The sequence below is a fragment of the Arthrobacter sp. ok362 genome (assembly GCF_900102785.1).
In the GTDB taxonomy this organism is placed as follows: domain Bacteria; phylum Actinomycetota; class Actinomycetes; order Actinomycetales; family Micrococcaceae; genus Arthrobacter.
Genome location: NZ_FNGC01000027.1, coordinates 15,069 through 27,684, shown reverse-complemented (window position 1 = coordinate 27,684; position 12,616 = coordinate 15,069). Strand labels below are relative to the sequence as shown.

Sequence of the window (12,616 nt, the reverse complement as noted above, 5' to 3'; positions counted from 1 at the left end):
CGACTGGACGACCTGGTGGCCGAGAACGCCGGACTGGACCTGGTCCCCGTGGCCGGCGACATCTCCACCGAGGAAACCGTGGCAGCCGTCGTCGCTGCCGCCGACGGACGGGTCGACGCGCTGGCGAACATCGCCGGCATCATGGACAACTTTGCCCCGGTCCACGAGGTGGACGACGACCTCTGGGACCGAGTGTTCCGGATCAACGTCACCGCCCTCATGCGCCTCACCCGCGCCGTGGTGCCGCTGATGCTGGACGCCGGCACCGGCTCCGTGGTCAACGTCGCCTCCGAGGCAGGCCTGCGCGGATCCGCCGCCGGGGCGGCCTACACCGCTTCCAAGCACGCCGTCGTCGGCCTGACCAAAAACTCGGCCGTGATGTACGGGCCCAGGGGCCTGCGCTTCAACGCCGTGGCCCCCGGCCCCACCATCACCAACATCGTGGCCACCTGGGGATCCCGGCTCGCGGCCGAACGCCTCGGCCCGCTGATGCAGGCCACCGTCCCCACACCCGCCACCGCCGCGCAGCTCGCCGCGTCCATCACCTTCCTGCTCAGCGACGACGGCACCAACATCAACGGCGCCATCCTCGCCTCCGACGGCGGCTGGTCCGCCCTGTAGGGAAGCCGCACCAAACGGAAGCGGACGACGGCGGGAGGACCCGCCGTCGTCCGCTGGATTGGGATCAAATCCGTGATTGCACCATCGGCTCCGCTGGTGCAATCACGTCCACACATCGCGGGTGAGCCCGGATCTTACGTAGACGGGGATGTGGGCACGTCCGGCCGCTGGCGAGCGGCAATAGATTTGGCACCCAGCCCCGCCAGCGCGATGACCAAAGCCAGCAAGACTTTGGGAGCTGCCCCGCCGTGGGGGCCAAGTGTTGCCGCCAGGATCTGCCGGCTCATCAACAGCATCTCCTGCAGGTCGCCAGCCAGTACACGCGTCCCCAGGACGTAGTTGACGGAGATGAACAGGGCGGGAACCACCCACAACAGGGCAAGATTCACGGCCCACACCGCGGCCCGCCGCGCAGGACGAAGGCCGCACCATGCCAGGGCACAACCAACGAGGATGGCGGGAATCCAGTGAGCCATTGACGGCACTGCGACGGGGACGTTGATGTGCCCAACGAAGCCGACAACCCACTCCACCGCCCACGAAGCGAACGGCACCGCCATGAGTCCGGCGCCCAATGCCGCCAGGCTCCGCGACCTTGAACAGAGCAGCAGGTGCGCCACGAGGGCCGCAGCGAGGGATGCGGTCACGCCCGCGAGTAGCCCGGCGAAGTAGAGGCTCGCCATTGTTCCGCCCGTCAAGCCGCCGTCGAGCACTGTGAAGGACTGGACGGCCGCCGTGAACTGAACCACAAGAACGCCGGCCGCCGCGCACCACGCCACCAGCCGCCGTCGGGCGGGAGACCAGATGCGCACCGCGAGTCCGGCTGCTGCACCGCCCACGGTGAGGAGGGCCACGATCGTGGTGAGTTCGTACTGGCTTAGCGGCAGTAACGACACCGGCATCTGGTCCGGAACGACCTCTGCGCCCCATAAATTCTGCAACGGGAGCTGTGCGCCGGATACCAGCCAAGGGCCCAGGCCGAGCAATCCTGCCACGATCCCGATCAGCCACCCCCAAGCAGCATCCCCGGCGGGAGTCCGGCGTGGTGGCCTGCTGGGAGCTGCCTGTTCCATCGCTTGATCCGGAAGGCTCATGGAGGCTCCTTGCGTATGAGCGCTCTGGAGGGGCGCGCACGAAAAAGTAAAGTAACCCGTCCAGAATAATGCACCGAATGGATTAACTCTCCTAGGTTCGATCCATGAGGTGGACGTTGACCCGCCAAAGCAAGCGGACGACGGCGGGAGGTCCCGTCATAGTCCGCTTGTGTCGCTCGTTCACCAGGCCATTCAGCAGGGCAGCGCAGCGCCGGTTCAAGTCCACCCTCCGGTCCTACCGGAACCGCGCCGGACGGCCTATGGTGGTCCCTGCCACAGCCCGAGGGAAAGGAACGACGATGTTCACCCTGCAGATTAGCTATCCGGTCCGGGAATACGAGGCTTTCAAGACAGTCTTTGACACGGATCCCGCAGGCCGCGCCGCCTCGGGTGCCCGGTCTGTCCGCTTGTTCCGGGATACCGAGGACCAGAACAGCGTGGCCGTGCTCCTTGACTTCGACACCAGGGACGCCGCGACCGGCTTTCTGGAAAAGTTGCGCAGCCAGGTGTGGGACAAACCCGAGGTGATAGGGCAGCTGATGACGGCAGCGCCGACAGCCAGGATTCTGGAAGAGGTGGCCCGCGAGGGCCAGGGCGCGGGCTGACCGCTGAAAATCCGGTGGTCCCCGCCGGATGAATTAGCCGCAACGTCATGCTGTGCCAGGACGACGGCGGGGGGTCCCGCCGTCGTCCGATTCGGGTCATCCAGCGGAGTCCTCCCGCGGGCTGGATCCCGTAACTCCTTGCGCCGCAACACCGTGCCGGTCACAGACCCCGCGTCGCGGTCACCTTGGACACTTCGACGCCGACCTCGTTCCGCGCCCCGTCCGCTCTTGGGGTCTTGAACTATATTCGGACAAGAGAAAAGGATTGTTGTGCATTGCAGGCACAAAGGAAGGCGGATTTCTGAATGGCGGAAATGCCGCCAGCCACGGTGGAAGTGAGTAACGCGGTGGTCCAGCGCCTCGTGCGGGACCAGCGGCCCGATCTCCGTGATCGTCCTCTGGTGCGGGTCGCGAATGGCTGGGACAACGCGACCTTCCGGCTCGGTGACGCCTGGCCGTCCGGCTGCCGCGCAGGGAGGAGGCCGTTTCGCTGATACTTCATGAGCAGCGCTACCTTCCCGACATAGCTCGCCGCTCCCCGGTTGCCGTTCCTGTCCCCGTCCATGCCGGCGGGCCGACGTCGGACTTTCCCTGGCCGTGGAGCATCGTGCGGTGGGTCCCCGGAGCCGCTGCGGCCGACGTCGGCCCGGCGGGCCGCGGGCCGGCGGCTAAAGGCCTGGCCGATTTCCTGCTGTCCCTTCACGTGCCCGCCGAAATCGGCGTCCCGGTGAATCCTTTCCGAGGCGTGCCGCTGACAGACCGTGACGCTGTGCTGGTGGAACGGCTCGGGGACCACGAACGCTACCCGCAGGCGGCAGCGCTGAGAGCAGTGTGGGCGCAGGCCTGTGCCGCCAAAGCCTGGGATGGTCCGGCGATGATGCTCCACGGGGACCTCCACCCTGGCAACATCCTGCTGGCGGACGACGGCTCCCTGGCCGGCGTCATCGATTTCGGCGACGTCGGGGCAGGGGACCCGGCTGTCGATCTTGCGGTGGGGTGGCTGATGTTCGACGCCGGCACTCGCCACCGCTTCATGGGCGCCCTTGGCTCCGCAGTGGAAGGGGACACCTGGATGAGGGCCCGTGGTTGGGCCCTCATCCTGTCCACTGCCATGCTGAGCAACTCCGACGATAATCCGCGGATGTTCAGCGTAGGGAAGTTCGGGATCAGGCAGATCCTGGATGACGGACTTTGCCTGCAACTCTGACGCCGGCGTTATTGTCAGTGGCTCCTGTCATGCTGTGGGTATGGAAGGCAGAGCAGCTGCGGAGACGTTGGAGGCCATGGAGGCCTCCCTTGCCAGGTTGGCTGCATTTGCCGGTCGCGGAGCCGGGAACGGGGCCTCGACTGGCGCTGACCCTCTTCGGGACGAAGCGGACGCGTGCCTGGACGGTATGACTGAGGTGGCCGGCATGGAATCTAGGCTGGCGGCGCTGAAAGTGCACTTCGCCGCCGGATATGCCCGCGCTGCCGTCGCCATGACGGCCCCAGCCGTTTCCCCGCAGGAGCGCACCGCCCAGGAAATGGCGGTGACAGCAGAGGTGGCCTGTGTCCTGACTGTGAGTGAAAGATCGGCGGCGGCGCTCCTGGCGGAATCAGCCACCCTGACCACTGGGTTGCCCCTGACGCTGTCTGCGCTGCAGGCAGGGAGCATTTCATGGCAACACGCGCGGGTGATGTGTGAAGAAACCTCCGGTCTGGACCCCGCTGCGGTGGCTGCTTTGGAGGCTCATTTCCTGGACGTCGAAGCTCCCTTTGCCGCGCGCGGCTGCCCGGCGGGGGAGCTCGTGCCGGGCAGATTCCGGGCCAAAGCGCGCAGATGGCGTGAGCTGCACCATCCCGTAAGCATCGAAACGCGCCACCGCAAGGGTGTGGAGGACCGTCGGCTGGAATATGTGCCGGACCGGGACGGCATGGCCTGGCTCTCGGCCTACGTGACTGCGGATGTGGCAGTGGCTGGATGGGCCCGTGCCACGGAAGCGGCCCGTGCCCTGCAGGGGCCGAATGAATCCCGGACCCTGACCCAGCTCCGTGCGGACGTCGCCGCTGCCTGGCTGCTGACGGGGGCGGCGGAAGGAACTCCGTCACCCAAGGCGCAGGTCCTGGTGACCGTGCCGGTGCTGTCTCTTTTGGGCGTCGTGACGGAACCGGCCACGCTGGACGGGTATGGGCCCGTTCCGCCGAGCATCGCCCGCCGGCTTGTGGGGGATGGCGCCGGATCGTTCCTGCGTGTGCTGACCGATCCGCGCAGCGGAGCGCCGCTGGAGATCGGACGGACCAGCTACCGGGTTCCGAAGGCGATGCGCCAATGGTTGCGGCTCCGGGATGGCCGGTGCCCTTTTCCGGGCTGTAATAACCATTCCCTGGATAACGAAGCGGATCATCTGTTGGCTTGGTCCGAGGGAGGCGACACCGGCGTCGCCAACCTGGGCCAGCCGTGCCGGCGGCACCACCGACTCAGACACACCACAGCATGGAGGCCCGTTGACGCCACCCGTGACCAGCCGCCCGGCTGGATCTCACCCGCGGGACGCTCCTATCCGAGCGAACAACAAGACTGGGAACCACCACACTGGCCGCAGCACCTCGGCCACGCGGGTGAAGGCCGGGAGTTGGAACCGCCCGACTGGCCCGACGTGCTTGCCGGTGTCGCCGGACCCGGAGAGACCGGACCGCCATTACCGGTGGATCCCTTTCCTGACTGGGCACTGTTCATCGCGGCGTAGGATCGCGTTCCATGTTCCTGCCCGTTGCCCTCCGCCTTCCAACACCCGCGCCATCCTCGCCTCCCGACGGCGGCTGGTCGGCCTTGCAGGAGAACTAAACGCAAGCGGACGACGGCGGAAAGTCCCGCCGTCGTCCGCTGTTCAGCAAGCTACATGCGGGCATCACTGGTTAACTGCGGGAGCAGATGGGTCACGGGCGACTGGCATGACTGGCGTTCGATCAGTTTGACGGGAATGACGTTCTTCCGCCTGAATTTCTTGGTGGGTGCTGCAATTCGGGCGAGGATACGTTCGGCAGCGACTCGGCCAACATGACGCGGGTTCTGATCGATGACTGACACCGAAGGCTGGAGGACATCCGCCATGGGGAAGTCGCCAAAGCTGATCAGCGCAATATCGGTTCGGTTCAAGGCCTGAAGGGCTGGGAAAACGCCGGTTGAGAACCGCGCGTTGGACGAAAAGATGGCGGTGGGCGCATCAGGCAGTGCCAGCAGGGTCTTGCAGACATGGGCGGCAGCATCCGCGTCGCGCGAACCGAGCGCAATCAGCTCTTGGTCGCTTTTCAAGCCGGCGTCGGCAAGGGCGGCGAGATACCCCTCCAACCGCAGCTTCGTGGTGGGGACGTCTGTTGAGTCTCCGACGATGGCGATGCGGTGGTGCCCGTGGGCGATGAGGTGCTTCGTCGCTTCAAATGCTCCGCCGAAGTCGTCCTCGACGAAGTAGTCCGCGTGAAGCTTGGTGGGGATGCGGTCAATGAACACGATGGGGAAGCTGTCCTGCCAACGCGCGAGGTAGGACTGGTCGGCGGCGATCGGGGCGATGATTAGGCCGTCGATCTGGCGGCGGACCGTCGTTTGAATGATGCTCTGCTCCAGGGCCGGGTTGTCTCCGAGGCTGGTTACGACGATGGCCATGTCGTGTTCACGCGCCGCCAGCTCGATCCCCTTCGTGACGGCCGCGAAGAAGGGATCCGCGACGTCGGGCACGGCGATGCCGATGACGGCTGACTTGCCCTCACGAAACGTCCGCGCGAGCATGTTCGGCACGTACTTGAGCTCGCGCATGGCCGACTGAACGCGCTCCCGCGTGTCTTCCGTGACGTGCGGGTCATCATTGAAGACCCGGGACACCGTCTTGGCGCTCACCCCGGCACGCGTGGCCACATCCTGCATGGTCGTCACGGTTCGGCTCCTTCGTTGTTCGCTGGGCACACCCTACCGCGGTGCTGTTCTCAAAAGCGGGGACGACATCAGCGCTGAGCATGTCATCGGTGACAATCGGCCGCCCACCCCATCCTGCCCCATGATCACAGCAACTTCAAGAAGCCCATGTCATCGATGACATGAGTTTCTGAAATTTCCTTGACATCGATGACATGAGGCCCTTAGATTTTTTGTCAGGCAGGTCACAGCGAATCCTCGAAACACAAGTTCGAGCCCCGCGGTCAGGATCTACCGGTTCGTTTCAGGCAGCGCTTCAAAGGTGTAGCAGCAGAGCTTCTTCACCGTGGCATGACCAACGGAGGAGACAGTGATGAACACCGCTGAAGACCGGGCCCCGGCACCAGCCCGGGGAGCTGAACGGCTGACTTGCACACTGGATGAGCTGGTGGCGCGGGCCAGCGTCCTTGCTGCCGCTGGAAGCCGGCGCATCCTCGGAATAGCTGGTGCGCCCGGTGCCGGAAAGTCCACCGTGGCCCAGGCCATCGCCGATTCCCTGGGTGGCCAGGCTGCCCGGGTGGGCATGGACGCCTTCCACCTGGCCAACTCGGTCCTTGCGGCCCACGGATCCCGGGACCGCAAAGGCGCTCCAGACACCTTTGATCCGTGGGGATATGCCAACCTGCTGCGCCGGCTCAAGACGAACAACGAACCGGTGGTCTATGCCCCGGTCTTCGATCGCAGCCTGGAGGAATCCATCGGCAGCGCGGTTCCGGTGGCCCGCGACGTCCCGCTGGTCATCACCGAGGGAAATTACCTCCTTCTCGACGCCGAAGGCTGGCGGGAAAGCAGGGAGCAGATGGACGAGGTCTGGTTCCTGGACATCGGCGACGGCGAACGGCAGCTCCGGCTGCGGAGGCGGCACGAAGCTTTCGGAAAATTGCCCGAAGAAGCAGAGGCATGGGCGCTGGGCAGCGACCAGCGCAATGCCGATGTTGTTGCCTCCACCCGGGAGCGGGCCGATCTGATCATCGACCTGACGCATGCCCCCGGCGAGACCCCGGCCCAGGCCTGAACGAAGAGGAAGACAGAAGTGACAGCACAACGAAGTGTCTCCGGCTGTTCGGCTGGAGCCTCCGCAATCGTCCCGTACCAGCTGACAGGTGTTACACCATGACAACAATCCCGGTTCTGGAAGCCCGCGGCCTGACCCGCAGCTTCGGCAACGTACGCGCCCTGGACGGCGTCGACTTCGACGTCAACGCCGGCGAGGTGGTTGCGCTCATCGGCGACAACGGCGCCGGAAAATCGACCCTCGTGAAGGCGCTGTCGGGAAACCTGGCCTTGGACTCCGGCAAGATCCTGTTCTCCGGCGGTGAGGTGGAACTTGGTTCCCCGAGCGAGGCCAGCCGCCTGGGCATCGAAACGGTGTACCAGGACCTGGCCCTGGCGCCCCATCTCAACGCGGCCCAAAACATGTTCCTGGGCCGCGAAATCGCCAAGCCTGGCTTTCAGGGCCGCCTCGGGTTCATGGACAACAAGACGATGCGCGCCAAGTCACGGGAAGCCTTCGACGAACTTGGGGCCACGGTCCGGAGCCTTTCCGACCCTGTCGGCAGCATGTCGGGCGGCCAGAAGCAGGCTATCGCCATTGCCCGGGCCGTTGCCTGGGCCAAGGGCGTCATCTTCCTGGACGAGCCGACGGCCGCCCTGGGCGTGGTGCAGACCAGGAACGTGCTCGAGACGATCCGCCGGGTCCGTGACAAGGGCGTCGGCGTCGTGTTCATCAGCCACTCGATGCCCCACGTCATCGACGTCGCCGACCGCGTCCAGGTCCTCCGGCTCGGACGCCGCGTGGCCACCTACGAGGCAAAGAAAACATCTGTGGAAGAACTAGTCGGCGCAATGACCGGCGCACTTGATGGAGCACACTCATGACCACCACCGAAGCCGTACCCCGCACCGCCGGGACCGCACCCGAAATCTCACGCGCACACACGTTCAAGCAGATACTCCAGGTTCAGTCGTTCCAGATCCTGCTGGTGCTGCTGGTCATCTTCCTGGCCTTCTCCGCCCTGGCACCGGAAGTGTTCCCGACGTGGGGCAATGTCCGCCAGATCATCCAGAACGTCTCCATCCTCGGGGTCCTGGGCATCGGCATGACCTTTGTCATCGTCACCTCGGGCATCGACCTGTCCGTCGGATCCAACCTTGTCTTCTCCGGGGTTGTGGCAGCCAAGGTCATGCAGGCCATGGGCGATTCCGGGTGGGGGACGGCCATCGTGGGGATCCTCGTCGCCGTCGGATGTGGGGTCGGCTGGGGGCTGCTCAACGGGGTCCTCATTGCGAAGGCCAAGGTGCCGCCGTTGATCGTCACCCTCGGAACACTCGGCGGCGCCCTGGGACTGGCGCAGGTCATCACCGGCGGCGTGGACATCCGGGAAGTCCCGGCAGTGCTCCAGGACACCATCGGCTACGGCAACGTCCCGGGAACCACCCTGCCGACGATCTCCCTCATCGCCATGGTCCTCATCCTGATCTTTGGCACCGTGCTCCACCGGACACGCTTCGGTCTCTACACCTTCGCCGTCGGCTCCAACGAGGAATCCGCCCGGCGGGTCGGCGTGAAAGTGGATCGCCAGCTGATCTCCATCTACGTCCTCTCCGGCGGCCTCGCCGGCGTGGCGGGCATCCTGTCACTGTCCCAGTACGGCACCACCGCCATCGCGGGCCAGTCGGCGACGAACCTCAACGTCATCGCCGCCGTCGTGATCGGCGGAACCTCACTCTTCGGCGGCGTCGGCACCATCTTTGGAACCGTCGTCGGACTCTTCATCCCCGCAGTGCTGCAGAACGGCTTCGTCATTGTCGGCATCCAGCCGTTCTGGCAGCAGGTAGCAGTCGGTGCCGTCCTGGTCCTGGCCGTCTACGTCGACCAACGACGCCGGGCTGCGGCCGCCCGGGGGCATGCCGCCCAGGCCGACGGCAAGAAGAAGCTCTTTGGCCTACGATCCCGCTGATTTTCCCCGACTTAACCCTTTCAAAAAACCAGGAGCTCGACAATGAAGTTAACCCCTAAACTGACCCTGCTCGCTGCAGGTGTCCTCGCCGCAACGTCCCTCACCGCGTGTGCCGGCGGAAGCGCCTCGGCAGGGAGTGCGGCCGGAAAGCAGCCCAAGCTCACGTTCATCCAGGGTGTCGCCGGGGACGAGTTCTACGTCAGCATGCAGTGCGGCATCGACGCTGCTGCCAAGGCGGCCGGCGCAACGGTTAACACGCAGGGGCCGGCTAAGTTTGACCCGACGCTGCAAAAGCCGATCGTCGATTCCGTCGTGGCATCCCAGCCGGACGCAATCCTTATCGCACCCACCGATGTGGCCGCGATGCAGGCGCCGTTGAAGGCGGCTGCGGCAGCCGGCATCAAGGTGGTCCTCGTTGACACCACGGTCCAGGACCCCTCGTTCGCCGCGTCGGCGATCGCCTCGGACAACAAAGGTGGCGGCCTGGAGGCCTTCAAGGCAATCAAGAACCTCAGCCCCAGCGGGGGCAAAGTCCTGGTCATTTCCACCGACCCCGGCGTCTCGACAGCCGATGCCCGTGTCGCGGGATTCGAAGAGGGCGCCAAAGCTGACTCGTCCTTCGAATACCTCGGCGTGCAGTACAGCCACAATGACCCGGCTGAAGCGGCCAAGCTCGTCTCTGCGGCCTTGGCCAAGGACCCGGACATTGTGGGTGTGTTCGCAGCCAACACCTTCGCGGCAGAAGGCACGGCAACAGGCATCCGCCAGGCTGGCAAACAGAACCAGGTCAAGATCGTCGGCTTTGATGCCGGGCCCGCGCAGGTCAAGCAGCTCAAGGACGGCGTCGTCCAGGCCCTGATCGCCCAGGAACCTGCGTCCATCGGCACACAGAGTGTGGACCAGGCCATCAAGGCCATCAAGGGAGAGTCCACGCAGAAGGAGATCCAGACCGGGTTCAAGCAGATTACCGCGGACAACATCAGCGGTGACGGCGCCCAGTACGTCTACAAATCCTCCTGCTAACCGGCTTTGCGGTGCCGTTGCCCGCACCTCACCAGCGGGCAACGGCACCGCCTCCACCTCTCCCGACCGAAGAGAAGAATGACATGACCTCCCTGAATGAAGCGGCCCTCCCGGAATTGGAGGGCCGGCTCCCCCTCCCGTCTTATGACCGGCGCACCGTACGGACAGGCATTGTTCACTTCGGCGTCGGCGGGTTCCACCGCTCGCACGAAGCCATGTTCATCGACCGGCTTCTCAACCTCGGGGGCTCGCAGGACTGGGGAATCTGCGGCGTCGGCGTCCTGCCTTCGGACGCCAGCATGCACGGTGCCCTCACCAGCCAGGACGGCCTGTACACCTTGGTGTTGAAGGGCTCCGGTGGCACCGAAGACGCCAGAATCATCGGTTCCATCACCGAATATCTCTTTGCGCCCGACGATCCCGCCGCGGTCATCCGCAAACTCGCCGATCCGGCCACCCGTATAGTCTCCCTGTCCATTACCGAGGGCGGCTACAGCATCAACGACACCACGGGGGAATTCGATCCCCGTACGCCGGACATCCTCCGTGACCTGGAGCCGAACACCGTTCCCGGCTCCGCGTTCGGCCTGATCACCGCAGCGCTGGCGCAGCGGTGTCAGCAGGGCACGGCCCCGTTCACCGTCATGTCGTGCGACAACATTCAGGGGAACGGCGACGTCGCCCGCAAGGCGCTCGTGTCCTTCGCCCGACTCAAGGATCCCGGGTTGGCAGGCTGGATCAGCGAAACGGTGGCTTTTCCGAACTCCATGGTGGACCGCATCACCCCCGTCACCACCGACGCCGACCGGGCTGCGGTGACCGCGGCCTACGGCTTCTCGGATGCGTGGCCGGTTGTTGCCGAGCCCTTTGAACAATGGGTGCTCGAGGACAAGTTTCCCACCGGCCGACCGCCCCTGGAAGACGCCGGTGTGCAGATGGTGGACGACGTGGAGCCGTATGAGCTGATGAAACTCCGGCTTCTGAACGCGAGCCACCAGGTCATGAGCTACCTCGGCTACCTCGCTGGTTACCGGTATGTCCATGAGGTCTGTACGGATCCGCTGTTCGCCGATTTCGTCGCCGGCTACATGGAGCTGGAGGCGGCACCAACGCTGCGGCCCGTGCCCGGCATTGATTTGGACGCCTACCGGAAAGAACTCATCCACCGCTTCTCCAACCCCGCCGTCAGGGACACCCTGGCCCGCCAAATGGTCGACGCCTCCGAACGGATCCCCAAATTCGTGCTCCCTGTCGTCCGTGAACAGCTCCGTCTCGGAGGCCCCGTAGACCGGGCGGTCCTGGTGATCGCGGCCTGGGCGCGCTTTCTCGAAGGCACTGAAGAACACCTCGAACCCATCGACCGGCGCCTTGGCGATCTGCGCGCCGCCCTCCGGGCGGACCACGCGGAACCTGGCGCCTTCCTCAACCTGACCGACGTGTTCGGCGACCTGGGCCGGAACGCCCGCTTCGCGGCCGCGTACCGGCAGGCCCGGGAAGCCCTGCAACGGTCCGGGGCGCGCGCTGCCGTCCAGGACCTCAAAGAACCTTCGATACCCACCAGGAGCACCTCATGACCGATTCCCCCACGAGCAGCACCGCCGTCGAAAACCCAGCAGCAGCAGCCGGCTTCAGCTGCCGCACGATCCTTGTCACCGGCGCGAGCGGCGGCATCGGAGCCGCCACAGTCAGGCAGCTTGCTGCCGCCGGGGCAAAGGTGATCGCCAGCGCGCGCACGCTCGAGTCGCTGGCGGCGCTCTGCGACGAGACCGGCGCGCAGCCCTTGGCCTTCGACCTGACCTCCGAGGACAGCATCCGGGACGCCCTCGAAGGCCTTACCCTCTGGGGGGTGGTGAACTGCGGCGGCTTCGGCGGCGAAATCGCGACCCCGCAGGACACCGACATCGACGTCTTCGACAAAGTCATCAGCATCAACGCCCGGGGCGCCCTCCTGGTCATCAAATACGCGGTGCCCGCCATGATCCGCCAGGGCAACGGCGGCGCCATCGTCAACGTCTCCAGCCAAGCCAGCATGGTGGCGCTGCACGGCCACATCTCGTACGGATCCTCCAAAGCGGCCCTGGACAACATCACCCGGGTATCCGCCCTGGAACTTGGCAGGCACAACATCCGCGTCAACAGCGTCAACCCCACGGTGGTCATGACGGACATGTCCAACTTCTACTGGGGACGGCCGGAAATCGGCGGGCCCTTCCTGGAGCAGATGCCGCTCGGACGGTGGGCCACGGTCGACGACGTCGCCGGCCCCATCGTCTTCCTGCTCAGCGACGCCGCCGCGATGATCACCGGCGCGTCCCTCCCGATCGACGGCGGCTACACCAGCCGCTGACCGTCTTCCCGGCGCAGGGG

12 protein-coding genes are annotated in these 12,616 nt (G+C 65.5%); 10 read left to right on the top strand and 2 right to left on the bottom strand.

What is annotated here, in order from left to right:
* Positions 1–621: SDR family oxidoreductase (locus BLQ10_RS21730; protein WP_254785711.1), on the top strand; the 621-nt coding region annotated here is incomplete at its 5' end.
* A 134-nt stretch (positions 622–755) separates the two neighbouring features.
* On the opposite strand, the gene BLQ10_RS21725 is transcribed toward BLQ10_RS21730, so the two are convergent.
* Positions 756–1,715: a hypothetical protein gene (locus tag BLQ10_RS21725; protein ID WP_091565066.1), complete on the bottom strand. Its 960-nt coding sequence runs from the start codon at positions 1,713–1,715 to the stop codon at positions 756–758.
* Positions 1,716–2,014: 299 nt separating this feature from the next.
* On the opposite strand from BLQ10_RS21725, the gene BLQ10_RS21720 reads away from it, so the two are divergent.
* The 3 genes from BLQ10_RS21720 to BLQ10_RS21710 all read left to right on the top strand — a co-directional run bounded on the left by BLQ10_RS21720 (position 2,015) and on the right by BLQ10_RS21710 (position 5,046).
* Positions 2,015–2,320 carry a hypothetical protein gene (locus BLQ10_RS21720; protein WP_091565065.1) on the top strand — a complete coding sequence of 102 codons (306 nt, stop codon included), beginning with the start codon at positions 2,015–2,017 and terminating at the stop codon, positions 2,318–2,320.
* Between the two features lie 451 nt (positions 2,321–2,771).
* Positions 2,772–3,527, top strand: coding sequence for an aminoglycoside phosphotransferase family protein (locus BLQ10_RS21715; RefSeq protein ID WP_368086536.1), 756 nt, complete (start codon positions 2,772–2,774; stop codon positions 3,525–3,527).
* 76 nt (positions 3,528–3,603) lie between these two features.
* A complete protein-coding gene (locus BLQ10_RS21710; RefSeq protein ID WP_091565064.1) occupies positions 3,604–5,046 on the top strand; it encodes an HNH endonuclease signature motif containing protein in 1,443 nt (480 codons plus the stop codon).
* 149 nt (positions 5,047–5,195) lie between these two features.
* Here BLQ10_RS21710 and BLQ10_RS21705 read toward each other — a convergent pair whose 3' ends face one another.
* Positions 5,196–6,218, bottom strand: a complete 1,023-nt coding sequence (locus BLQ10_RS21705) for a LacI family DNA-binding transcriptional regulator (protein WP_254785712.1) — start codon at positions 6,216–6,218, stop codon at positions 5,196–5,198.
* A gap of 361 nt (positions 6,219–6,579) precedes the next feature.
* Between BLQ10_RS21705 and BLQ10_RS21700 the strand changes: the two genes are divergently transcribed.
* The 6 genes from BLQ10_RS21700 to BLQ10_RS21675 all read left to right on the top strand — a co-directional run bounded on the left by BLQ10_RS21700 (position 6,580) and on the right by BLQ10_RS21675 (position 12,596).
* The gene (locus tag BLQ10_RS21700) at positions 6,580–7,281 is read left to right on the top strand and encodes a nucleoside/nucleotide kinase family protein (RefSeq protein ID WP_091565062.1); all 702 of its coding nucleotides are present in this window, start codon (positions 6,580–6,582) and stop codon (positions 7,279–7,281) included.
* A 98-nt stretch (positions 7,282–7,379) separates the two neighbouring features.
* The gene (locus BLQ10_RS21695) at positions 7,380–8,144 is read left to right on the top strand and encodes an ATP-binding cassette domain-containing protein (protein ID WP_091565061.1); all 765 of its coding nucleotides are present in this window, start codon (positions 7,380–7,382) and stop codon (positions 8,142–8,144) included.
* A complete protein-coding gene (locus tag BLQ10_RS21690; RefSeq protein WP_091565060.1) occupies positions 8,141–9,226 on the top strand; it encodes an ABC transporter permease in 1,086 nt (361 codons plus the stop codon). The genes BLQ10_RS21695 and BLQ10_RS21690 overlap by 4 nt, the downstream gene beginning before the upstream one ends.
* A gap of 42 nt (positions 9,227–9,268) precedes the next feature.
* Positions 9,269–10,249 carry an ABC transporter substrate-binding protein gene (locus tag BLQ10_RS21685; RefSeq protein WP_091565059.1) on the top strand — a complete coding sequence of 327 codons (981 nt, stop codon included), beginning with the start codon at positions 9,269–9,271 and terminating at the stop codon, positions 10,247–10,249.
* A gap of 83 nt (positions 10,250–10,332) precedes the next feature.
* Positions 10,333–11,823 carry a mannitol dehydrogenase family protein gene (locus tag BLQ10_RS21680; RefSeq protein WP_091565058.1) on the top strand — a complete coding sequence of 497 codons (1,491 nt, stop codon included), beginning with the start codon at positions 10,333–10,335 and terminating at the stop codon, positions 11,821–11,823.
* Positions 11,820–12,596 carry an SDR family oxidoreductase gene (locus BLQ10_RS21675; protein ID WP_091565057.1) on the top strand — a complete coding sequence of 259 codons (777 nt, stop codon included), beginning with the start codon at positions 11,820–11,822 and terminating at the stop codon, positions 12,594–12,596. Before BLQ10_RS21680 ends, BLQ10_RS21675 begins: the two co-directional genes overlap by 4 nt.
* Positions 12,597–12,616 lie beyond the last annotated feature (20 nt).